Annotated in this window: 21 protein-coding genes; 13 read left to right on the plus strand and 8 right to left on the minus strand. The window is 65.1% G+C overall.

Features of this window, described 5'->3' with window-relative positions; all coding sequences use genetic code 11:
• Nucleotides 1-135 precede the first annotated feature (135 nt).
• Genes QME24_RS07005 through QME24_RS07020 form a run of 4 tightly spaced genes read left to right on the plus strand, consistent with a single transcriptional unit; the run spans nt 136 to nt 5,238 of the window.
• Complete coding sequence (locus QME24_RS07005; RefSeq protein ID WP_029885286.1) at nt 136-618, plus strand: formate dehydrogenase subunit gamma; 483 nt, start codon at nt 136-138, stop codon at nt 616-618.
• On the plus strand, nt 612-2,171 hold the full coding sequence (locus QME24_RS07010) for a formate dehydrogenase beta subunit (protein WP_280091373.1): 1,560 nt from the start codon (nt 612-614) through the stop codon (nt 2,169-2,171). The genes QME24_RS07005 and QME24_RS07010 overlap by 7 nt, the downstream gene beginning before the upstream one ends.
• A complete protein-coding gene (gene fdhF / locus QME24_RS07015; protein WP_280091372.1) occupies nt 2,168-5,038 on the plus strand; it encodes a formate dehydrogenase subunit alpha in 2,871 nt (956 codons plus the stop codon). The genes QME24_RS07010 and fdhF overlap by 4 nt, the downstream gene beginning before the upstream one ends.
• The gene (locus QME24_RS07020; RefSeq protein ID WP_009684206.1) at nt 5,035-5,238 is read left to right on the plus strand and encodes a formate dehydrogenase subunit delta; all 204 of its coding nucleotides are present in this window, start codon (nt 5,035-5,037) and stop codon (nt 5,236-5,238) included. Before fdhF ends, QME24_RS07020 begins: the two co-directional genes overlap by 4 nt.
• A gap of 54 nt (nt 5,239-5,292) precedes the next feature.
• Here QME24_RS07020 and QME24_RS07025 read toward each other — a convergent pair whose 3' ends face one another.
• Nucleotides 5,293-6,156, minus strand: a complete 864-nt coding sequence (locus tag QME24_RS07025; protein WP_280091371.1) for a universal stress protein — start codon at nt 6,154-6,156, stop codon at nt 5,293-5,295.
• A 155-nt stretch (nt 6,157-6,311) separates the two neighbouring features.
• Between QME24_RS07025 and QME24_RS07030 the strand changes: the two genes are divergently transcribed.
• On the plus strand, nt 6,312-6,929 hold the full coding sequence (locus QME24_RS07030; RefSeq protein ID WP_009684203.1) for a tRNA-(ms[2]io[6]A)-hydroxylase: 618 nt from the start codon (nt 6,312-6,314) through the stop codon (nt 6,927-6,929).
• A gap of 26 nt (nt 6,930-6,955) precedes the next feature.
• Here QME24_RS07030 and QME24_RS07035 read toward each other — a convergent pair whose 3' ends face one another.
• Nucleotides 6,956-7,276, minus strand: coding sequence for a DUF883 family protein (locus QME24_RS07035; RefSeq protein ID WP_047149846.1), 321 nt, complete (start codon nt 7,274-7,276; stop codon nt 6,956-6,958).
• 122 nt (nt 7,277-7,398) lie between these two features.
• Here QME24_RS07035 and QME24_RS07040 point away from each other — a divergent pair, with 122 nt between their 5' ends.
• Nucleotides 7,399-7,662, plus strand: coding sequence for a hypothetical protein (locus tag QME24_RS07040; RefSeq protein WP_009684201.1), 264 nt, complete (start codon nt 7,399-7,401; stop codon nt 7,660-7,662).
• 11 nt (nt 7,663-7,673) lie between these two features.
• Here the strand turns inward: QME24_RS07040 and QME24_RS07045 are convergent, their stop codons facing one another.
• Nucleotides 7,674-8,156, minus strand: a complete 483-nt coding sequence (locus QME24_RS07045) for an LEA type 2 family protein (RefSeq protein ID WP_192439867.1) — start codon at nt 8,154-8,156, stop codon at nt 7,674-7,676.
• Nucleotides 8,157-8,290: 134 nt separating this feature from the next.
• On the opposite strand from QME24_RS07045, the gene QME24_RS07050 reads away from it, so the two are divergent.
• On the plus strand, nt 8,291-9,415 hold the full coding sequence (locus QME24_RS07050) for a sigma-70 family RNA polymerase sigma factor (RefSeq protein ID WP_280091370.1): 1,125 nt from the start codon (nt 8,291-8,293) through the stop codon (nt 9,413-9,415).
• 124 nt (nt 9,416-9,539) lie between these two features.
• The gene (locus tag QME24_RS07055) at nt 9,540-11,966 is read left to right on the plus strand and encodes a TonB-dependent receptor (protein WP_280091376.1); all 2,427 of its coding nucleotides are present in this window, start codon (nt 9,540-9,542) and stop codon (nt 11,964-11,966) included.
• A gap of 108 nt (nt 11,967-12,074) precedes the next feature.
• Here the strand turns inward: QME24_RS07055 and QME24_RS07060 are convergent, their stop codons facing one another.
• Nucleotides 12,075-12,965 carry a LysR family transcriptional regulator gene (locus QME24_RS07060; protein ID WP_054904909.1) on the minus strand — a complete coding sequence of 297 codons (891 nt, stop codon included), beginning with the start codon at nt 12,963-12,965 and terminating at the stop codon, nt 12,075-12,077.
• Nucleotides 12,966-13,067: 102 nt separating this feature from the next.
• On the opposite strand from QME24_RS07060, the gene QME24_RS07065 reads away from it, so the two are divergent.
• The 5 genes from QME24_RS07065 (at nt 13,068) to zapE (ending at nt 17,919) form a co-directional block, all read left to right on the plus strand.
• Entirely contained in the window at nt 13,068-14,147 is a 1,080-nt protein-coding gene (locus QME24_RS07065; protein WP_232891974.1) for an extracellular solute-binding protein, read from the plus strand.
• 24 nt (nt 14,148-14,171) lie between these two features.
• Nucleotides 14,172-15,137 (plus strand): agmatinase, encoded by a 966-nt coding sequence (gene speB, locus QME24_RS07070; protein WP_161892099.1) that lies wholly within the window; start codon nt 14,172-14,174, stop codon nt 15,135-15,137.
• Between the two features lie 144 nt (nt 15,138-15,281).
• The gene (locus QME24_RS07075) at nt 15,282-15,599 is read left to right on the plus strand and encodes a hypothetical protein (protein ID WP_009684192.1); all 318 of its coding nucleotides are present in this window, start codon (nt 15,282-15,284) and stop codon (nt 15,597-15,599) included.
• 22 nt (nt 15,600-15,621) lie between these two features.
• On the plus strand, nt 15,622-16,773 hold the full coding sequence (locus tag QME24_RS07080) for a PQQ-dependent sugar dehydrogenase (RefSeq protein ID WP_280091369.1): 1,152 nt from the start codon (nt 15,622-15,624) through the stop codon (nt 16,771-16,773).
• A 33-nt stretch (nt 16,774-16,806) separates the two neighbouring features.
• The gene (gene zapE, locus QME24_RS07085; RefSeq protein ID WP_054904906.1) at nt 16,807-17,919 is read left to right on the plus strand and encodes a cell division protein ZapE; all 1,113 of its coding nucleotides are present in this window, start codon (nt 16,807-16,809) and stop codon (nt 17,917-17,919) included.
• A 20-nt stretch (nt 17,920-17,939) separates the two neighbouring features.
• On the opposite strand, the gene QME24_RS07090 is transcribed toward zapE, so the two are convergent.
• The 4 genes from QME24_RS07090 to yegQ all read right to left on the minus strand — a co-directional run bounded on the left by QME24_RS07090 (nt 17,940) and on the right by yegQ (nt 21,259).
• Nucleotides 17,940-18,938 carry an alpha/beta hydrolase gene (locus QME24_RS07090; protein ID WP_009684189.1) on the minus strand — a complete coding sequence of 333 codons (999 nt, stop codon included), beginning with the start codon at nt 18,936-18,938 and terminating at the stop codon, nt 17,940-17,942.
• Nucleotides 18,939-19,013: 75 nt separating this feature from the next.
• Nucleotides 19,014-19,451, minus strand: a complete 438-nt coding sequence (locus tag QME24_RS07095; RefSeq protein WP_009684188.1) for a YqaA family protein — start codon at nt 19,449-19,451, stop codon at nt 19,014-19,016.
• Nucleotides 19,451-19,879, minus strand: a complete 429-nt coding sequence (locus tag QME24_RS07100) for a DUF411 domain-containing protein (protein WP_054904905.1) — start codon at nt 19,877-19,879, stop codon at nt 19,451-19,453. The genes QME24_RS07095 and QME24_RS07100 overlap by 1 nt, the downstream gene beginning before the upstream one ends.
• A 45-nt stretch (nt 19,880-19,924) precedes the next feature.
• Complete coding sequence (gene yegQ, locus QME24_RS07105; RefSeq protein WP_280091368.1) at nt 19,925-21,259, minus strand: tRNA 5-hydroxyuridine modification protein YegQ; 1,335 nt, start codon at nt 21,257-21,259, stop codon at nt 19,925-19,927.
• Between the last annotated feature and the right edge of the window lie 49 nt (nt 21,260-21,308).

Here is a 21,308-nt window from a genome sequence, read left to right on the forward strand (position 1 = left end):
GCAGATGCGCGGCCGTCAGCGAGGAGGCCGCCGCCATCGCGCAACCGTGACGTTGCCGGCGTGCCGCAGCAGAACACGCTGGATACCTGCCATTACAACAAAACAGGCAGGGTCCGTGATGCCGAGGTCCGCTGTATGCCTGATGAATTGCTCCACCTGCCCGTTATCCAGCGCATTCTGGCGCGCGACAAAGACACCCCCGGCGCCCTGTTGCCGATGCTGCATGCTATCCAGCATGACCTGGGCTACATCCCCGATGCCGCCGTTCCCGAACTGGCCCACGCCCTCAACCTCAGCCTGGCCGAGGTGCGTGGGGTAATCAGTTTCTATCATGATTTCCGCACTGCGCCGCCGGCACGCCATACCTTGCGCCTGTGCCGCGCCGAGTCGTGCCAGAGCCGTGGCGCCGAGGCACTCGCGGCGCAGCTGCGTGAACAGCTGGCACTCGACGACCATGGCACCAGTGCCGACGGCGCCATCAGCCTGCGCCCGGTGTATTGCCTGGGCGCCTGCGCCTGCTCACCCGCGCTGGAACTCGACGGCCAGGTGCATGCACGGCTCACCCCCGAGCGCTTGCGCGCCTTGGTCAATGCCTGCCAGGAGGATGCAGCATGCTGAAGCTGTTCATTGCCTGTGATTCGGTCGCCCGCGCCGTGGGCGCCGACCAGGTCGCCGAGGCCTTCCAGCGCGAAGCCGAGCGGCGCCAGTTGCCGCTGGAGATCCAGCGCACCAGCTCGCGTGGGCTGTACTGGCTGGAGCCGCTGGTCGAGTGCGACAGTGCGCAAGGCCGCCTCGGCTTTGGCCCGGTTACCGCACAAGACGTGCCGGCGCTGCTCGATGCCCTGGCTGGTGAGCCCGCCCAGCACCCGCTGGCGCTTGGGCCGGTCGAGGCCATCCCCTACCTCAAGACCCAGCAACGGCTGCTGTTTGCCCGCGCCGGCATTACCCGGCCGTTGTCGCTGGATGACTACCGGGCGCACGGCGGTTTCGCCGGCCTTGAAGCCGCGGTAGCGCTGGACGGCGCCGAAGTGGTCGCTGCCGTACTGGACTCCGGCTTGCGCGGCCGCGGTGGTGCGGCCTTCCCGGCGGGTATCAAGTGGCGCACCGTACGGGACGCTGGCGCAGGCCAGAAGTACGTGGTGTGCAATGCCGACGAGGGCGACTCCGGCACCTTTGCCGACCGCATGCTGATGGAGGGCGACCCGTTCCTGCTGATCGAGGGCATGATCATTGCCGGCCTCGCCGTGGGCGCCGACATGGGCTACATCTATGTGCGCTCGGAATACCCCGATGCCATCCGTGTGCTCGAGCAGGCGTTTGCCATCGCCCGTGCGGCCGGTTACCTGGGGGCCAACGTAGCCGGTAGCGGCCGGGCTTTCGAGCTGCAGGTACGGGTGGGGGCCGGCGCCTACATCTGTGGTGAAGAAACCGCACTGCTCGAATCGATCGAGGGCAAGCGCGGCATCGTCCGCGCCAAGCCGCCATTGCCCGCGCTGCAAGGCCTGTTCGGCTTGCCCACACTGGTGCACAACGTGCTCACCCTGGCCTCGGTGCCGATCATCCTGGCCAAGGGCGCGGCGTTCTACCGTGACTTCGGCATGGGCCGCTCACTGGGGACCATGCCGTTCCAGCTGGCCGGCAATGTGCGCCACGGCGGCCTGGTGGAGCGGGCTTTTGGCCTGACCCTGCGCGAGCTGGTAGAGGGATACGGGGGCGGCACGACCAGCGGCCGGCCGCTGAAAGCTGCGCAGGTCGGCGGCCCGCTTGGCGCCTGGGTGCCACCCAGCCACTTCGACACGCCGCTGGACTATGAAGCCTTCGCCGCCATGGGCGCGATGCTCGGCCATGGCGGTGTGGTGGTCGCCGACGACACCCTGAACATGGCCAGCATGGCGCGTTTTGCCTTGCAGTTCTGCGCCGAGGAGTCGTGCGGCAAGTGCACCCCGTGCCGCATCGGCTCGACACGGGGCATGGAGGTGGTCGACCGCTTGATCGCCAGCAGCGAAACGGGCGAGCGCCATGACCACGCCCTGTTGCTGCGCGACCTGTGCGACACCATGCAGTACGGTTCGCTGTGCGCCATGGGTGGCATGACCGCCTACCCGGTCGCCAGCGCCCTCAAGTACTTCCCCGCCGATTTCGGGCTGACCACCACGGAGGCCGCACAGTGATCAACTTCTTCGACCCGCAAACCGACCTGGGCACCCCGGCTCGCGACAGCGACGTGCAGGTCAGCCTGAGCATCGACGGCCGTGCCATCAGTGTGCCAGCTGGCACCTCGGTGATGCGCGCCGCGGCCATGCTCGGCACCAGCATCCCCAAACTGTGTGCCACCGACAGCCTTGAAGCCTTTGGCTCGTGCCGCATGTGCATGGTGGAAATCGAAGGCATGCGCGGCTACCCGGCGTCGTGCACCACGCCGGTCAGCGAAGGCATGGTGGTGCGCACCGAAACCCCGCGCCTGGCCGGCTTGCGCCGCAACGTGATGGAGCTGTACATCTCCGACCACCCGCTGGACTGCCTCACCTGTTCGGCCAACGGCAACTGCGAGCTGCAGACCGTGGCCGGGCAGGTTGGCCTGCGCGAGGTGCGCTATGGCTATGAAGGCGCCAACCACCTGGCTGAGAAAAAGGACGTTTCCAACCCGTATTTCGACTATGAACCGAGCAAGTGCATTGTCTGCAGCCGCTGCGTGCGCGCCTGCGAGGACATCCAGGGCACCTTCGCCCTGACCATCACCGGGCGTGGTTTCGAGTCGCGGGTGGCGGCGGCCGGCGGGGACAATTTCCTGGCTTCGGAGTGCGTGTCGTGCGGCGCCTGTGTGCAGGCCTGCCCAACCGCGACCCTGACGGAAAAAAGCCTGGTGCAACTGGGCCAGCCCGAGCGTTCGGTGGTCACCACCTGTGCCTACTGCGGTGTGGGTTGCTCGTTCCGCGCAGAAATGAAAGGGGACAAGCTGGTGCGCATGGTCCCGGACAAGAACGGCGGTGCCAACCATGGCCACGCCTGCGTCAAAGGGCGTTTCGCCTGGGGCTACGCGACCCACCCGGACCGCATCACCAAACCGATGATCCGCAAGCGCCTGGAGGACCCGTGGCAAGAGGTCAGCTGGGACGAGGCGGTGAACTACGCCGCCAGCGAATTGCGCCGTATCCAGCTCAAGTATGGGCGTGACTCCATTGGCGGCATTACCTCCAGCCGCTGCACCAACGAAGAGGCGTACCTGGTGCAGAAGCTGGTGCGTACGGCGTTCGGCAACAACAACGTCGACACCTGTGCCCGGGTCTGCCATTCACCGACCGGTTATGGCCTGAAGCAGACCCTCGGCGAGTCGGCAGGTACGCAAAGCTTCGACTCGGTGATGCAGGCCGACGTGATACTGGTGATCGGTGCCAACCCTACCGACGCCCACCCGGTGTTCGGCTCGCAGCTAAAGCGCCGCCTGCGCCAGGGCGCGCGGCTGATCGTGATCGACCCACGGCGTATCGACCTGGTCGACGCGCCGCACGCCCGTGCCGAGCTGCACCTGCAACTGCGCCCTGGTACCAACGTGGCCATGCTCAACGCCTTGGCCCATGTGATCGTCACCGAGGGCCTGCTGGCCCAGGGCTTCATCGATGCCCGCTGCGAAACCGAAGACTTCGCCCGCTGGCGCGACTTCGTCAGCCGTGCCGAGAACGCCCCGCAAGTGCTTGGCCCGGTGTGTGGCGTAGCGCCAGAGCAGATCCGCGCCGCCGCCCGGCTGTACGCCACCGGCGGTAATGCGGCCATCTATTACGGCCTTGGGGTGACCGAGCACAGCCAGGGCAGCACCGCGGTGATGGCCATCGCCAACCTGGCCATGGCCACCGGCAACATCGGCCGTGAAGGGGTAGGGGTCAATCCACTGCGCGGCCAGAACAACGTGCAAGGTTCGTGCGACATGGGGTCGTTCCCCCATGAATTGCCCGGTTACCGGCATATTTCCAACCAGGCGGTGCGTGAAGAGTTCGAGCGGGCCTGGGGCGTGACCTTGCAGCCCGACCCGGGCCTGCGTATTCCCAACATGTTCGAGGCAGCGCTGGACGGCAGCTTCAAGGCGCTGTATTGCCAGGGTGAAGACATTGCCCAAAGTGACCCCAACACCCAGCACGTCACCGCAGCCTTGCTCGCGATGGAGTGCGTGGTGGTGCAGGACATCTTCCTCAACGAAACCGCCAAGTTCGCCCATGTGTTCCTGCCGGGCAGTTCGTTCCTGGAAAAAGACGGCACCTTCACCAACGCCGAGCGGCGAATTTCACGGGTGCGCAAGGTCATGGAACCGCTGGCCGGCAAGGCTGACTGGGAAGCTACCATCGCCTTGGCCGACGCCCTGGGCTACCCGATGCACTACCGCCACCCGTCCGAGATCATGGATGAAATCGCCCGCCTGACCCCAACCTTCCGCCGGGTCAGCTACGCCGAAATCGAACGCCATGGCAGCCTGCAATGGCCCTGCAACGAGGCCGCGCCGGATGGCACGCCAACCATGCACATCGACCAGTTCGTGCGGGGCAAGGGCCGCTTCATGCTCACCGGCTATGTGCCGACCGACGAAAAGGTCAACAGCCGTTACCCGTTGTTGCTGACCACCGGGCGCATCCTCAGCCAGTACAACGTCGGCGCGCAGACGCGGCGCACCGGCAACGTGGCCTGGCACGACGCCGACCGCCTGGAAATCCACCCTACCGATGCCGAAAGCCGGGGTATCCAGGACGGCGACTGGGTCGGCATTGGCAGCCGTGCCGGGCAGACGGTGCTGCGCGCCAAGGTCAGTGCGCGGGTGGCCGCGGGGGTGGTGTACACCACGTTCCACTTCCCCGAGTCGGGGGCCAACGTGATCACCACCGACAACTCCGACTGGGCTACCAACTGCCCCGAGTACAAGGTCACGGCGGTGGAGGTGGTCAAAGTGTTCCAGCCTTCGCAATGGCAGCAGCGCTATCAGGACTTCAGTGACGAACAGCGGCGCCTGCTGCAGGAGCGCCGCACAGCGGAGAAAGCCGAGGTACGCCAATGAGCAGCGCCAGCCTGGTCAAGATGGCCAACCAGATTGCCCATTACTTCGACAGCGAGCCTAACCGAGCGCTGGCCGTGCAAGGGGTACGCCAGCATCTGCAAAGCTTCTGGACGCCGGCCATGCGCAGGCAGTTGCTGGAGTGGATTGCAGCCAACGACGGGGAGGGGCTGGACCCGAAGGTGCGTGAAGCATTGGGCTGACGGGTACCTGCGGCCCCCTGCAGGCGCGCCGCTGTGGCCCGCCTGCAGGGGGCGTCAACCCCGGACCCGTTCGGCCAGCTTGGTGCTGGTCTCTTCAAGCTTGAGCACCAGCACGTCGCCCTTCAGCTCATCGAGTACCACCTCTGCAGTATTGCCAATCAACGCCCCGGTAATCCCTGTGCGGCACACCGTACCGATCACGGTCACCACCGCATCCAACCGCTGCTCGGTATGGGGGATAAGCACATCTGCCGGTCCTTCAGCCACGTGCAGGCGTTCCTCGCTGATGCCGTACTCGGCCTGGAACGCCTCGCACGCTTTACGGTAGCGTGCCTCGATGGTTTCGCTCAACTGGTAGACCGGGTCGGCCGCGGACAGCATGGGCGACGGGTGTGCGCTGATGACATGCAGCTCGCCCTTGGCCAGCGCGGCGATGTCATGGCCATGGTCGATGATGCTGGCGTGCAGGCGGCGGTGATCCTCGTCCTGGTTGCCAACGTCCACCGCGGCCAGAATCCTGCCGCCAGTCCACGGCCGCTCGCTCTTGACCATCAGCACGGCACACGGGCATTGGCGCAGCAGTTTCCAGTCACCGGGGGTGAGCAGGGCCTTTTTCAGCGGATTGTCGGGGCGGTGTTCCTTGATTACCAGCTCACAGCCTTCGGCCTGCTGCACGTAGATGATGCTGTCGTGCAGGTTATCGCGCCAGGCCTCTTCGTGGGAGACATTGTCATAACCGTCGTCGTGCAGTTGGCGGCTCAGCACGCTCAACAGCGCGCTGTGGTCATGCCGTTTGTCGCACATCAGCAGGTGCAGGCGCGCGCCGGTGACGCCTGCAATCAGCTTGGCCCGGGTCAGTGCCCGGCTGTGGGCGTGTTCGGGGTCGAGCACCACGAGAATGCTGCGGATGGCTTGCATGGGCGTTAACTCCAGTCAAAGGGGGGCGACCAATGCCTGACTATAGTCCCCGCTGCCCGCGCGGGTGCTTGATACACATCAAGCATAGCCACTGGCGCCGACCGCCACCGCCGGTATAATCGCCAGCCCTGCCTGTTCCGTGTGGTTGCATGCTCATGTCCCTGACCCCCGAAATCGATGCCTTCCTGGGCTGCCCGACGCCAGACGCCTGGATCGAAGCAGCACTGGCCGACCAGGAAACCTTGCTGATCGACCACAAGAACTGCGAATTCAAGGCCGCCAGCACAGCCCTGAGCCTGATCGCCAAGTACAACACCCACCTTGACCTGATCAACATGATGTCGCGCCTGGCGCGCGAGGAGCTGGTGCACCACGAGCAGGTGCTGCGCCTGATGAAACGCCGTGGCGTACCGCTGCGGCCGGTGTCGGCGGGGCGCTACGCATCGGGGCTGCGCCGGCTGGTGCGCGCCCATGAGCCGGTCAAGCTGGTGGATACGCTGGTGGTCGGGGCGTTCATCGAAGCGCGCAGCTGCGAGCGCTTTGCCGCGTTGGTGCCGCACCTGGATGAAGAGCTGGGCCGTTTCTACCATGGCCTGCTGAAAAGCGAGGCGCGCCATTACCAAGGCTACCTGAAACTGGCGCACCACTATGGGGATGCGGCGGACATTGCCCGCCGCATTGAACTGGTGCGCGCGGCGGAAGCGGAGCTTATCCAGTCACCCGACCAGGAGCTGCGCTTCCACAGCGGGATTCCGCTGGCGCAAGCCGCCTGAAGCGTGCCGCCGGCGCGGCCGCTCGGTCAGTTGCGCCGGCCCAGCAGCAGGCCCACCACCAGGCCGAGGCCGGCGGAAATGGCCACGGTTTGCCACGGGTGGCCACCGATGTAGTCCTGCGTGGCGTTGACCATGGGCTGCGCCTTGTCACGCATGTTTGCGGCGGCCTGGCGTGCCTGTTTCAGCTTCAGGCTGACCTGCGCGCGCAGGCTGTCGGCTTCTTCGCCAACCAGGGCAGCGCTGTCGTTGAGCAGCTTCTCCGATTCTTCGATCAGCGCCTGCAACTCACTGAAGACCTGGTCCTTGATTTGATCGCTGTCGGCCAGCGTGGCTTTTTTCCGGGCCATTAAAGTGTCCTCGTCGATGGGTGGTTTGAACAATGGATACTTGCGCGCCGGAAAAGTTGCGTCGGCGTGAGATTGGCGCGTTGGTGTAAGATAGCCGCCATTTACGGTCTAGCAGGTGATGCATGAGTTTCAATCTGGCCAACATGAGCTTCGAGGAACGGGCGCAGATCGAGGCAGAGAAGGCCCGGCTGTTCGAAATGTGGCAGACCAACCTGGGCAAGGCCAAGGGCGAAGCCGCCCGGCTGATCGCCGAGAAGCCACGGCGCAAAGGCAAGTGGGCCGAGTGGGTGCGCGCTGAGCTGGAGGGCATGTCGCCGCCCGAATACGCCAGCATGGTCCGCAGCGAAGTCAACAAGCTGATGGCAGCAGCCAGCGCCAACCGCTGAGCGCCCGCTGGTTACCAGGTGGTCCCTTTGGGCAGGTCCAGCTTGCCCTCGTCGGTGAAGCGCACGGTGCCCAGTGGCCCGCTGGCCAGCTTGCCGCGTAGCTTGTAGGGCAGGCCCTGCAGGGTACCCACCTGGCCCAGCCCATAGGCCTGGCGCAGGAAAGAGAACGCCGTGATGCTCACCGGCACCACGATCACTGCCTCGTCGTAGCGGCCAATGTGCCCCTGCTGGTCACTGACCCCGGCAGCCAGTGGCTGGCCGTTCACCTCCAGGTCGAGGGCGATGCCGTTGTAGTCGATTGCCTCTTCGTTGGGGTTCTGCACCCGCATTTTCACGGCCATGCGCAGCTCCAGTTCCTGCCCCGGCAGCGGTTCGATGCCGATTACGCTGATGTTCAGCGGGTCGCGTGGCTGCAGGAGCGCGCAGGCCGCCAGGCTGCTGGTCAGGCACAGGGCGATGAACAGGCGGGTGTAGCGGTGCAGTCGGGCAACCATGGGTACGACCTTGCCTAAGTGAACGAGCCGTCAGTGTGGCAAATGCGCGCCGGCGTTGAAAGTGTTGGGTCAGATGAAAGATACTGTTTCTCATTAACAGCCGATAACTTCTCTTACTGGTCGTTCCCAAACCCATGCTGACTTCACCTGTGTCGGGCCTGCTGGCGAGTTTCCAGGAGCACTACGACGACTTGCTGCAGTTCCTGACCCGGCGCATGAGCGACCGCCAGCGTGCCGCCGACGTCGCGCAGGAAACCTACCTCAAGCTGGTGAACATCGACGAGCAGGCGTTGCCGGTGCTGCACGCGCGCAGTTTCATCTTCCGCGTGGCGGGTAACCTGGCCATCGACGCCCTGCGCCGCGAGCAACGCATCGCGGCCAGCCACGATGATTGCGCCGGGGCAGGCGAGCTAGCCTGCCCAGCGCCAGCGCCCGAGGCGGTGTTGCTGGCGCGTGAGCGCCTGCAACTGCTCGATCAGGCGCTGTTGCAGTTGCCCTGCAAGGCCCGCCAGGCCTTGTTGCTGAACCGCGTCGACGGCCTGACCCAGAAGCAGGTCGCACAACGCCTTGGCGTGTCGGAAAGCATGGTGGCCAAGTACATTGGCCAGGCCCTGCGCCATTGCCGCCGGTGGCTGCAGCAGGCGGGCGTAGCGGCCTGCGGGGTATTGCTGGTCACTGCCCTGGTCGCCTGGCAGCAGGCGCCGGTGTTGTTGGCCGATTACCACACTGGCGTGGGTGAGCGGCAGGTCGTGACGTTGGCCGATGGCACCCGGGTCACCCTGAACAGTGCCAGCGCCTTGCGTGTGGTATTCAGCGAGCATGAGCGGCGCGTGGTGCTGGCTGCAGGTGAGGCACTGTTCGAAATGGCCGATGATGCCCGGCCGTTCGTGGTGGACACGGCCGGTGCAGCGGTGCAGGGCCGTGCCGCCACCTTCAGCGTGCGCCGTGATGGGCACGTGGTACTGGCACGGGGCGAGGCCAAGGTCGGCGAGCAGCCGTTGGCAGTAGCGGCGGATGCCGGTGCCCAGTTGGCCTGGCAGCGCGGCAAGCTGATCTTCAATGGCAAGCCGTTGGGGCAGGTGCTGCAAGAGCTGGAGCGTTACCGGCACGGGCGCATCGTGCTGTCCGACAGCAAGCTGGCGGCGATGGAGGTGAGTGGGGTCTTCGACCTGGATGAGCCGCAGGCGCTGTTGCGCACCCTGGAGCAGCGGTATGGGCTGAAGGTGACCTACCTGCCTTGGTTGGCCGTGGTGCATTGAGCGGCCAGCGCAGAAAAAATTTGCAGTGGCCACTGCAAGTTCCTGCAAGCCAGATCGTCGTAGTGGGACTGATCAGCAACTCATTCTCATTTACGACTTGCCAGGAAGCGCCTACGTGTCTCTGATGCCCAAGCCTTTGCCCCGCCGCCGCGGTTCACTTCACCATGCCCTGTTGTCTTGCAGTGCCCTGGCCATGCTGACCGGCCCGCTGCAGGCGGCTGCTTCGACCACCGCCGAAAACGCCCAGCTGCAGGCCCGGCAGGTTCAGCTCGACCTGCCTGCGCAGCCGCTGGACCAAGCCCTGACCTCGTTTGCCGACCAGGCCGGCCTGCACTTGCTGTACACCACCGGCGATGTCGCCGGCCTGGCCGGCCCGGCCCTGCGCGGCAGCTACAGTGTCGAGCAGGCGCTGCAACAATTGCTGGCCGGTAGTGGCATGGGCTGGCAATTCAGCGATGCCCGCACGGTGACCCTGCGCAAGGCCGAGGCTGCGCCGCAGGCGGTCAACCTCAAGCCGATCGAAGTCAGTGTGGCTTCGCGTACCAGTACGGCAATCAGCGAAATCCCCGGGACCGTGTGGGTGGTCGACCAACAGCAACTGCGCGAACAGATCGACAGTGGCGTCAGCCTGAAGGAAGCCATCGGCAAGCTGGTGCCGGGCCTGGACCTGGCACCGGAAGGGCGCACCAACTACGGCCAGAACATGCGTGGGCGCAATGTGCTGGTGATGATCGACGGGGTCAGCCAGAACAGCTCGCGGGGGCTGTCACGCCAGTTCGACAGCATTTCGCCGTTCAATGTCGAGCGCGTCGAAGTGCTGTCTGGTGCCAGCGCCATGTACGGCGGGGGCGCCACCGGCGGTATCATCAACATCGTCACCAAGAAGGGCGAACCCGGGCCGGCCCGTTTCGAGACCCAGTTGGGTGCCAGCAGCGGCTTCAACAACAGCGACGACCTGGCCACCCGCTTTGCCCAGTCGATCAGCGGCGGCAACGAGCGGGTCAATGCCCGCCTGGGTATCTCCGGCGAGCAGAACGAAGCGTTCTACGACGGGGCCGGCGAGCAGATATTCATCGACAACACCCAGACCGACCTGCAGTACAACCGCACGGTCGATGTGCTCGGCAGCTTGGGCATGCAGTTGAACGAGCAGCAAAGCCTTGACCTGCTGGCCCAGTATTACGACTCGGGCAACCACGGCAGCACCGGCATCTACTTCCCCAACCTGAACTACAACGCGCCCTCCGACCTGGAAGACGCCGAGCTGCGCAGCGGTTATTCAGCCGGCCTGGAGCCGCGCACCCGGCGCCTGCTGCTCAACGCCAACTACCACCACAGCGACGTGCTCGGCCAGGACTTCTACCTGCAAGCGTCGTACCGCAAGGAAGACGACAACTTCTACCCGTTCCCGTACTACAACCGGGCCACCCCTACAGGCTCGCGGGGGGTGTATTTTGCTGCCTCGCAGCAGAACTTCGAGGTTTCCAGCCTCAAGGGGTTGTTCGCCAAGCAATGGGACACGCTCAAGCTGACCTATGGCGTGGACCTGGACCGCGAGCGCTTCAGTGCCGAGCAGACCACCTTCAACGCACGGACCTCGTCCGAATCCGGTGGCCTGGACCTGGAGAAGGAGAGCAAGGCCGCACGTTACCCGAGCTATCGGGTGGATGGCGTTTCGCTGTATGGCCAGCTGGACTGGCGCGCCACCGACAACCTGACCTTGTCTGGCGGCGCCCGGCGCCAGCAGATGGACGTGGATGTCAGCGACTTCAAGGGCGTGCCCGGCGGCAGTAACGATTACCAGGTCAACCTGTTCAACGTCGGCGCCATTTACGACTTCAAAAATGGCCATCAGGCGTGGGCCAACTATGGCGAAGGCTTCGATCTGCCAGACCCGGCCAAGTACTACGGCAAGCCGGGCCTGAGCGTGGCAGACAACCCCTTGGCCGGGATCAAGAGCCGTCAGGTGGAGCTGGGCTGGCGCTATGCCGACCTGGACTGGGACGCCCAGGCAGCGCTGTACTACATCTGGTCGGACAAGATCATCAACGTCGACTCGCAAACGCTGACCATCAATGTCGAAGAGCAGAAGAGCCGTGACTTCGGCTTTGAAGGGGCATTGACCCGCCACTTCCAGAGTGGTTGGGAAGCGGGCGGCACGCTGCACCTGACCCGCTCCGAGGAAGAGGCGGTCGACGGCGGCTGGATCAAACGCGATGCCCGCTATGCGTCGTTGTCGAAGGCCACCGGTTTCGTTGGCTGGAAGGGTGACGGCCGCAGCGCGCGGTTGCAGGCCAACCATGCATTCAGCCTGAAGGACGATGCCGACCATGAGATCGACGGCTACACCACCTTCGACCTGCTGGCCAGCCAGGACACCGGTTTCGGCACCTTCAGCGCGGGTATCCAGAACCTGCTGGACAAGCAGTACAGTACGGTCTGGGGGCAGCGCGCGACGCTCTTCTATTCGCCGACCTACGGGCCGGCGTACCTGTACGACTACCAGGGGCGCGGGCGCACCTATACGCTGACCTGGAGCTTGGCTTACTGAGCCCGGGCGCCTGGGGCCCTTTGGGTTGAGCATTCAGTATTGCTTGCCGGGGCCGCTTTGCGGCCCTTCGCGACGCAAGGCCGCTCCTACAGGCACCGTGCTTGGCTTTCAGGCGAAGGCCGCCAATACATCTTCGGCGAATGCCTGCTGTGCCTCGCCGGCCACCTGCGCCCGGTGCCGGGCCAGGGTAAACGGCACGACAAAATCCAGCCCCGGGTCCAGTGCCCACAGCTGCCCTTCGGCCTCCCAGGCCAGGGCGCTGTGACACGGCAGATAACCAATGTGCCTGCCCGACAGAATGAACGTCAGCACGCTCTCGATCTGTTCTGCCACCGCCATGCCGTGCCTGCTCTGGAACGGCTCGTCGCCTTCGATGAAACGGTATGGGTGGCGCACTTGGTCCTGCTCCAGCAAACGCTGGCGCGGCACCTGCGGCATGCCGAACAAGGGATGCCCTTTCCCGCAATACAGCCGCTGCCGTTCCTCGAACAAGGGCTGATAGTCGAACGCCGCCTGTTTACCGGAAAAATAGCTGATGGCGTAGTCCAGCCGCTGCTCCAGCAACAACCGCTCCAGCTCCGCCGGTGGCGCACTGATCAGTTCCAGTTGCACCGACTCGACGCGGCGGCGAAATGCCGCGATCGCCGCCGCCAGCTTGAGGCTCACCTGCTTGTCCTGGTTTTCCGCCAGGCCGATGCGCACGGTGCCCAGCAGTCGCCCGGCAACACCGTTGGCCTGCTGGCGGAACTGCTCGATGTTCAGCAGCAGCGCGCGCGTGGCTTCCAACAGCATCCGGCCTTTCTCGGTCAGCCGGAACCCTCCCTTGCCCCGGCTGCACAGGCGGTAGCCCAGGCGCGTTTCCAGCTGGGCCATGCGTTGGCTGATGGTGGGCTGGCTCAAGCCCAGCAGCCCCTGTGCAGCGCTGAAGCCACCGGCCTCGGCTACAGTGACGAACAGCCGCAGCAGGTGCAGGTCGGGGTCATGCACTTGTCCGAGCATTGCATTGCTCCTGGTGAATGTCAGCTTTGCAAACTTGCCATTTCTTCAATGTAACCCGGCTGACATGCTCGCGGCATCCACCCATTTGCCGAGGTGTCTGTCATGCGTTCATCGTTGTGCCTGTTGTCGCTGGTACTGGCCTTGCCGCTGCAAGCCGAAGAGAGAGTCGTGAACCTTTACAGCTGGGCCGACTATGTCGCCCCGCAGACCCTCCGGCGCTTCGAGCAGGAGACCGGCTACAAGGTCCGCTACGACACCTTCGATACCACCGAAGTGCTGGAAACCAAGCTGCTTACCGGGGGCAGCGGTTACGACGTTGTCGTGCCGTCCGCCACGGTGCTGGCGCGGGCGCTGAAGGCCAATGCCCTGCAGCCGTTGCAGGCTCAGGCCATGCCTGGCTATGCCAACCTCGACCGCGACCTGCTGGCCAAGCTCGCCGAGGCCGACCCCGGCAACCGTTACGCGGTGCCTTACACTTGGGGCACCCTGGGCCTGGGGGTGAACGTACAGGCGGTGCGCCAGCGCCTGGGGGAGGTACCGCTGGACAGCCTCGACCTGCTGTTCAAGCCCGAGTACGCCAGCCGCCTGAAAGACTGCGGTATCGCCATGCCGGACTCGCCGCAGGAAGTGATCGGCGTGGCCCTGAACTACCTGGGCAAGGACCCGTACAGCCAGAGCAAGGACGACCTGGCAGCTGCCCAGAAGCTGCTGGGCCAATTGCAGCCGTCGATCAGCTACGTTGCCAATGGCCGGCAGATCAGCGACCTGGCCAACGGCAGCGTGTGCCTGGCGCTGACCTACAACGGCGATGCCGCCATGGCCGCCGACCAGGCCCGGCGTGCCGGCAAGCCGTTCGAGCTGATCTACCGCATCCCCCGCGAGGGCACGCTGGTGTGGCAAGACAACCTGGCCATCCCCAAGGATGCACCGCACCCGGAGGCGGCGCGGGCGTTCATCGCCTTCATGCTCAAGCCTGAGTCGGTGGCGGCGCTGACCAACACGCTGTTTTTCGCCAACGCCAACCAGGCCGCCACGCCGCTGGTGGATGAAGCCGTGCGCACCGACCCGGATATCTACCCACCGGCCGAAGTTCGTCAGCGGCTGTTCGCCGACCGCAGCATGGCCCTGGCCGACCTGCGCCAGCGCAACCGCCTGTGGACTGCCTTTCGCAGCCGCCAATAACCCTGCAGACCGAGGAGCCCGACCGTGGAGCAAGCCTTGAACAACGACCAGGCCATTACCCGCGACAGCCTGTATGGCACTGCCGCCGAAAGTACCTATGCCGGCATCACCAGTTTTGCTCGCCGCCGCTACAGCCGCGACCTGCGTGGGGTGGATGTGGTGGTCAGCGGCGTACCGTTCGATACCGCCACCAGTAACCGGCCCGGCGCACGCTTCGGCCCCAGGGCCATTCGTGCCGCCTCGGTGCAGCAGGCCTGGGCCCGCCACTGGCCGTGGGCGTTCGACCCCTTCGACCACCTGGCGGTGATCGACTATGGCGACTGCGCCTTCGACAGCGGCACGCCGCAGTCGGTACCCGGCAGCATCGAAGCCCATGCCGAACGCATTCTGCAAGCCGGCTGCGCGATGCTCACCCTGGGCGGCGACCATTTCATCAGTTACCCACTGTTGAAGGCCCATGCCCGCCACCATGGCCCGCTGGCGCTGGTGCATTTCGATGCGCACAGCGACACCTGGCCGGACGAGGAGGGCAAACGCATCGACCATGGCACCATGTTCTGGCATGCCGCCCGTGAAGGCCTGGTCGACCCCGCCCACTCGGTGCAGATCGGCCTGCGGACCACTAACGACGACAGCCAGGGCTTCGCCATCCTGGACGCCCGGCAGGTGCACCGGCAGGGCACCGAGGCGGTCATTGCGGCGATTCGCCAGCGCGTGGGCGAGCGCCCGGTGTACCTGACCTTCGATATCGACTGCCTGGACCCGGCCTACGCGCCTGGCACCGGCACGCCGGTGTGTGGTGGCTTGAGCACGGTGCAGGCACTGGAGATTCTCGGCGGGCTGCGCGGCATCAACCTGGTAGGCATGGACTTGGTGGAAGTGGCACCGGCTTACGACCATGCCGACATTACCGCACTGGCCGGGGCAACCCTGGCGATGGAGATGCTGTGCCTGTATGCCGCTCGGCACAAGGTCGATACCGGCCAATGAGGGCGGGGCCGCCAGCGGCCCCCACGGCGCCTGCTGAAACATCAGGATGCAACTCCACCTGCTTTCACACATCTGGCCGCGAACCCCTGGCGCCTCAGGCTATCAAAGCCAGCAGGCGCCGCGTTTTCCTACAGGAGGTGAAGCATGAGTCCGACATTGCCCACGCTGGCCCTTGGCCTGGCCTTGTGCCTGCCCGTGCACGCGGCTCCGCAGCCACCGTTGCAGCTCGCTGCCGACTACCGCAACCCGTACAACAGCCCGATTCAGCGCGCCAACCCCAACAGCCGCCAAGGCAGCCTGCCGGCCACCCCGCCGGTGCGCGGCCCGTCTACCGAGCCGCAACAGCGTGTGCCCACGCTGGACAACCGCGGCATCGGCAATGGCGACAACCTGCGTCGCCAGCAGCAAACCCCGAACCTGGAACCGTCCCGGCCAGCGCGCGACAACCCGCGTGCGCCATAAGCCCACTTGAAAGGAATTGTGCATGCTCCGAGCACCCTGGCTAGCCACCCTGACCGCCGCTGCGCTGCTGCCCCTGCTGGCCCAGGCCGCGTCCGAACAGCAGTTTCCCAGTGAAGAAGGCAGCCTGACCGTCAGCACCGTGGCCGATGGCCTGCGCAACCCATGGGCACTGGCTTTCCTGCCGGGTGGCAAGGACATGCTGGTCACCGAGCGTGCCGGCAACCTGCGCCTGGTCAACGCCGAGGGCAAGGTCGGCCCGCCCATCAATGGCGTGCCGAAAGTGTGGGCCGAGGGCCAGGGTGGCCTGCTGGATGTGGCGTTGTCGCCAGACTTTGCCAAAGACCGCACGGTCTACCTGTCCTTCGCCGAGGAGGGCAGTGACGGCAAGGCCGGCACGGCGGTCGGCCGCGGGCAATTGTCCGAAGACCGCGCCCGGCTGGAGAACTTCAACGTGATCTTCCGCCAGCAGCCCAAGCTGTCGGTGGGTAACCATTTCGGCTCGCGGCTTGTGTTCGACCGCGATGGCTACCTGTTCATCGCCCTGGGCGAGAACAACCAGCGCGCTACCGCGCAGGACCTGGACAAACTGCAGGGCAAGGTCGTGCGAATCTGGCCGGATGGCAAGGTGCCCAAGGACAACCCGTTTGTCGGCAGGGACAATGTGCGGCCGGAAATCTGGTCGTATGGCCACCGCAACCAGCAAGGTGCTGCGCTCAACCCCTGGACTGGCAAGCTGTGGACCCACGAACACGGCCCGCGCGGTGGTGATGAAATCAACATTCCCGAGGCCGGCAAGAACTACGGTTGGCCGGTCGCCACCCATGGCATCAATTATTCGCTGCTGCCGATTCCCGAGGCCAAGGGCAAGCATGTCAAGGGTATGGTCGACCCACACCAGGTCTGGGAGAAGTCGCCGGGCATCAGCGGGATGGCGTTCTACGACAGCCCCACCTTCAAGGCGTGGGACCACAACCTGTTCATTGGTGCGCTGGCCACGCAGGAACTGATCCGCTTGCAATTGAAGGGTGACAACGTGGTGCATGAAGAGCGCCTGCTCGGTGATCTGAAAGCGCGCATCCGCGATGTACGGGTGGGGCCGGATGGGTATGTGTACGTACTCACCGATGACAAGGATGGCGCGCTGCTCAAGGTCGGCCTGAGCAAGGAGCCCTGAACCTGGCGCGCCCTTGGCCGTGTAGAATGCGGCATGGCCATGACCCCGCAATTCCTTTACCAGCAAGCCCTGGCGACCCAGGGCTATGTCGCCGACCCTGCCCAGGCGCGCGCCGTTGACGCCTTGCAGGGCTGTTTTCAGGCCCTTGAACAGGGCCGCCCGGCCCAGGGTATTTACCTATGGGGGCCGGTCGGCCGTGGCAAGACCTGGCTGATGGACCAGTTCCATCGCTGCCTGACCGTGCCCAGCCGACGCCAGCATTTCCACCATTTCATGGCGTGGGTGCACCAGCGCCTGTTTCAGCTGAACGGCACTGCCGACCCATTGCAAGCGCTGGCCCGGGAGCTCGCCGGCCAGATCCGGGTGTTGTGCTTCGACGAACTGTTCGTCAACGACATTGGCGATGCGATCATTCTTGGCCGGCTGTTCCAGGTGCTGTTCGACGAGGGTGTGGTGGTTGTCGCCACGTCCAACCAGCCACCCGAGCAACTGTACCGCGACGGTTTCAACCGCGAGCGCTTCCTGCCGGCTATCGCCGCAATCCAGCGCCACATGCAGGTGCTGCCGGTGGCTGGCGGGCAGGATCACCGCCTGCACCCCGGCGCAGCGCAGCAGCGCTACTGGGTGGTAGAGGCGGGGCAGGCCAGCCGGCTGGGCGAGGTGTTCCGCCAGCTTGGCCCCGACGATGGCGGCACCGACCGGCCGTTGCCGATCGGCACCCGGCAAGTCCAGGTGGTGCGCCGCAATGACCACGCCATCTGGTGCCGTTTTGCCGACCTGTGCGAGCAACCCCTGGCAGCCGTGGATTTCATGGCTTTGTGCGACCGTTTTGCAGCCATTGTGTTATCGGCAGTGCCGGCGCTGGGCGGTGAACAGCGGGCGGGGCGCATTGCCCGTGGCACCGAGGATGCGGCGCTGCGGGTAGCGGCGGGCGATCGCCAGCTACCCGCCTTGTCGCCCAAGGACGACGCGGTGCGCCGGTTCATTGCCCTGGTCGACGAGTGTTATGACCGCCGGGTGGCATTGTACCTGGAAGCGCACGTACCGCTGGATGCCCTCTACACCCAGGGTTACCTGGCGTTCCCTTTTCAACGCACCCTGAGCCGGCTACGGGAGATGCAACTGCAGCGGTTTGGAGGGGGCTAAGCCCGACAGCCGCTCAGCGCTCAGCGCCCCAACCATTCGATCAGCGTGCGGTTGAACCTGACCGGCTCTTCGATCTGCGGCGCGTGCCCCATGCCTTCGAAGGTGATCAGCTCGCCCTTGGGGATCAGCTTGGTCACCTGCGGCCCCAGTTCGGCGTACTTGCCCAGCCTGGCCTTGACCTGCGGCGGCGCGATATCACTGCCGATCGCCGTGCTGTCCTTGTCGCCGATCAACAGCAAGGTGGGCATCTGCAGGTCCTTGAACTCGTGGTACACCGGCTGGGTGAAAATCATGTCGTAGATCAATGCCGAGTTCCACGCCACCGCTTCATGCCCGGGGCCCTGGTTTAGCCCCACCAGCATCTGCACCCAGCGCTCGTATTCCGGCTTCCAGCGGCCCGCGTAATACGTTTTGCGCTCATACTCGCGTACACCCTCGGCATTGAGCTTCAGCTCGCGGGCATACCACTGGTCCACGGTACGGTAGGGCACGCCAAGCGCCTTCCAGTCTTCCAGGCCGATCGGGTTGACCATTGCCAGCCGCTCGACCTGTTGCGGGTACATCAGCGCGTAGCGGGTGGCGAGCATGCCGCCTGTTGAGTGGCCGAGCACGCTGGCACGCTTGACCCCCAGGCGCTCCAGCAGGGCATGGGTATTGTCTGCCAGCTGCTGGAAGCTGTACTGATAGTGCGCCGGTTTGCTGGACGTGCAGAAGCCGACCTGGTCGACGGCGATCACTCGGTAGCCGGCCTTGCTCAGCGCCTCGATGGTGGTTTCCCAGGTAGCGGCGCAGAAGTTCTTGCCGTGCATCAACACCACGCTGTGGCCGTTGGCCTGGCCTTGTGCAGGCACGTCCATGTAGCCCATCTGCAGGGCCTGGCCCTGGGACTTGAAGTCGAAATGCTGGAGCGGATGCGGGTAGCGGAAACCTTCGAGCTGGGGGCCGAAGGTGGGCGATTCGGCAGCGACGGCCGAACCGCCGGCCAGGCACGCCAAGGCCAGAGCTGTTGCGCGCAGCATGGGAGAACTCCCTGTAGAACCTTGTAGGAAAAAAGCACTGTAACAGCCCATGGACCAAGGGGAGGGCGAAAGGTGTTACCGAGCGTGAAACCAGCCCAGGGTGATCATGGTGAGCACTGCATAGCGCCCTGCTTTGGCCACGCTCACCAGCAGCAGGAAGCGCCAGAACGGTTCACGCATGATCCCGGCAATCAGCGTCAAGGGGTCGCCAATCACCGGCATCCAGCTGAGCAGCAGCGACCATTGTCCCCAGCGCTGGTAGCGCTGCTGCGCACGCGCCAACTGCGCGGTGCTGAAGGGGAACCAGCGCTTGTCGCGCAGGTGCTCGATGGCCCGGCCCAACAGCCAGTTCACCACCGAACCGAGCACGTTGCCCAAGGTGGCGACCAGCAGCAGGGTGGCCCAGGCCTCGGGCTGGCCCAGCAACAGCCCGACCAGCACGGCTTCCGATTGCAGCGGCAGCAGGGTGGCGGCGCCAAAGGCACTGAAAAACAGCGCCCACAGGCCGAGCATCAGTAGTTGGCGACCACGGTGTCCTGGCCGCCCTGGGTCACCCCGATCACTTGGTAGGCATCCTTGTGGTCGCCCATTTCCATGCCCGGTGAGCCCATCGGCATGCCCGGCACGGCCAAGCCCTTGAGGTCGTTGCGCTGGCTCAACAGGCGTACCTGTTCGGCCGGCACGTGGCCTTCGACGAACTTGCCGTCGATCACACCGGTATGGCACGAAGCCAGGCGTGGGGCCACGCCCAGGCGCTGCTTGACCGAGCTCATGTTCGGTTCGACATGGTCGTTGACGGTGAAACCGTTATCGCGCAGGTGGCTGATCCAGGCCTTGCAGCAGCCGCAGTTGGGGTCGCGGTACACGTCGATGGTGTCGCCAGCCTGGGCCAGGCCGCTCATGGCCAGCAGGCCCAGGGTCAACAGATGTTTACGCAGCATGTCGCAACACTCCTTCAGAGCAAACCGGTCCATAGTACAGGATTCTCAGCGGGTGGCTGCTTCGGGGGCAAGGTCACGCATCAGCAACGCGTGGTCGAGGGCGACCTGTTCCGGAACCGGCAAATAGACCACGTGGCCATCACCCGGCGCTACCCCGATGGCCTGCCGCTGACCGTTGCACAGGCGCTGCAAGTCGAAATGGTAGTTGCCGCGCGGGGTCATCAGCTCGAGGTGGTCGCCCACCCTGAAGCGGTTCTTCACCTTGACCTCGGCCAGGCCGTCGACGCGCACCCCGGTCAGCTCGCCAACGAACTGCTGGCGCTCGGACACCGAGTTGCCACGCTGGTAGTTCTGGTACTCGTCGTGCACGTGGCGGCGCAGAAAACCTTCGGTGTAGCCCCGTTGTGCCAGCGACTCCAGGTTGTCCATCAGCGCGCGGTCGAAGGGGCGCCCGGCCACTGCGTCATCGATTGCCTGGCGGTACGCCTGCACGGCGCGGGCGCAGTAGAAATGCGACTTGGTGCGGCCCTCGATCTTCAGCGAATGCACGCCCATGCCGACCAGACGTTCCACGTGCTGGATGGCGCGCAGGTCCTTGGCATTCATGATGTAGGTACCGTGCTCATCTTCGAACGCCGGCATTTCGCTACCGGGCCGGTTGCTTTCCTGCAGCAGGAACACCTGGTCGGTAGGGGCGCCCAGGCCCAGGGTGGGCTGCACTTGGCGAACGATGTCGCCCACGGCGTTCTCGGTGGCGGGCGTGGCATCGTACTTCCAGCGGCAGGCGTTGGTGCAGGTGCCCTGGTTGGCATCACGCTTGTTGAGGTAACCCGACAACAGGCAGCGGCCGGAGTAGGCCATGCACAGGGCGCCATGCACGAACACTTCCAGCTCCATGCCCGGCACCTGTTGGCGGATTTCGCCGATTTCTTCCAGTGACAACTCGCGTGACAGGATCACCCGGCCAAGGCCCATGCCTTGCCAGAACTGTACGCTGGCCCAGTTTACCGTGTTGGCCTGTACCGACAGGTGCACCGGCATGTCCGGAAAATGCTGGCGCACCAGCATGATCAGGCCGGGGTCTGACATGATCAGCGCGTCCGGCGCCATGGCGATCACCGGTGCCAGGTCATTGAGGAATGTCTTCAGCTTGGCGTTGTGCGGGGCGATGTTGACCACGACGTAGAAGCGCTTGCCCAGCGCGTGGGCCTGGGCAATGCCCAGTGCCAGGTTGGTGTGGTCGAACTCGTTGTTGCGCACCCGCAAGCTGTAGCGCGGCTGGCCGGCATAGACCGCGTCGGCGCCATAGGCGAAGGCATAGCGCATGGTCTTGAGGGTGCCGGCAGGGGCCAGGAGTTCGGGCTTGCTGATCAGGGTCATGGTGCGCACCGGGGCAAAGGGCGCGGATGCTAAGGCACGGGGCTGGTGC

Origin of the sequence: Pseudomonas sp. PARCl1, from assembly GCF_947311875.1 — a bacterium.
Lineage (GTDB): Bacteria > Pseudomonadota > Gammaproteobacteria > Pseudomonadales > Pseudomonadaceae > Aquipseudomonas > Aquipseudomonas juntendi.

Coding starts and splice junctions, on each gene's coding strand:
- QME24_RS07005 (WP_029885286.1), top strand. CDS start 136: ATGCCTGATGAATTGCTCCACCTGCCCGTTATCCAGCGCATTCTGGCG.
- QME24_RS07010 (WP_280091373.1), top strand. CDS start 612: ATGCTGAAGCTGTTCATTGCCTGTGATTCGGTCGCCCGCGCCGTGGGC.
- QME24_RS07020 (WP_009684206.1), top strand. CDS start 5,035: ATGAGCAGCGCCAGCCTGGTCAAGATGGCCAACCAGATTGCCCATTAC.
- QME24_RS07025 (WP_280091371.1), bottom strand. CDS start 6,156: ATGCAAGCCATCCGCAGCATTCTCGTGGTGCTCGACCCCGAACACGCC.
- QME24_RS07030 (WP_009684203.1), top strand. CDS start 6,312: ATGTCCCTGACCCCCGAAATCGATGCCTTCCTGGGCTGCCCGACGCCA.
- QME24_RS07035 (WP_047149846.1), bottom strand. CDS start 7,276: ATGGCCCGGAAAAAAGCCACGCTGGCCGACAGCGATCAAATCAAGGAC.
- QME24_RS07040 (WP_009684201.1), top strand. CDS start 7,399: ATGAGTTTCAATCTGGCCAACATGAGCTTCGAGGAACGGGCGCAGATC.
- QME24_RS07045 (WP_192439867.1), bottom strand. CDS start 8,156: ATGGTTGCCCGACTGCACCGCTACACCCGCCTGTTCATCGCCCTGTGC.
- QME24_RS07050 (WP_280091370.1), top strand. CDS start 8,291: ATGCTGACTTCACCTGTGTCGGGCCTGCTGGCGAGTTTCCAGGAGCAC.
- QME24_RS07055 (WP_280091376.1), top strand. CDS start 9,540: ATGCCCAAGCCTTTGCCCCGCCGCCGCGGTTCACTTCACCATGCCCTG.
- QME24_RS07060 (WP_054904909.1), bottom strand. CDS start 12,965: ATGCTCGGACAAGTGCATGACCCCGACCTGCACCTGCTGCGGCTGTTC.
- QME24_RS07065 (WP_232891974.1), top strand. CDS start 13,068: ATGCGTTCATCGTTGTGCCTGTTGTCGCTGGTACTGGCCTTGCCGCTG.
- QME24_RS07075 (WP_009684192.1), top strand. CDS start 15,282: ATGAGTCCGACATTGCCCACGCTGGCCCTTGGCCTGGCCTTGTGCCTG.
- QME24_RS07080 (WP_280091369.1), top strand. CDS start 15,622: ATGCTCCGAGCACCCTGGCTAGCCACCCTGACCGCCGCTGCGCTGCTG.
- zapE (WP_054904906.1), top strand. CDS start 16,807: ATGGCCATGACCCCGCAATTCCTTTACCAGCAAGCCCTGGCGACCCAG.
- QME24_RS07090 (WP_009684189.1), bottom strand. CDS start 18,938: ATGCTGCGCGCAACAGCTCTGGCCTTGGCGTGCCTGGCCGGCGGTTCG.
- QME24_RS07095 (WP_009684188.1), bottom strand. CDS start 19,451: ATGCTCGGCCTGTGGGCGCTGTTTTTCAGTGCCTTTGGCGCCGCCACC.
- QME24_RS07100 (WP_054904905.1), bottom strand. CDS start 19,879: ATGCTGCGTAAACATCTGTTGACCCTGGGCCTGCTGGCCATGAGCGGC.
- yegQ (WP_280091368.1), bottom strand. CDS start 21,259: ATGACCCTGATCAGCAAGCCCGAACTCCTGGCCCCTGCCGGCACCCTC.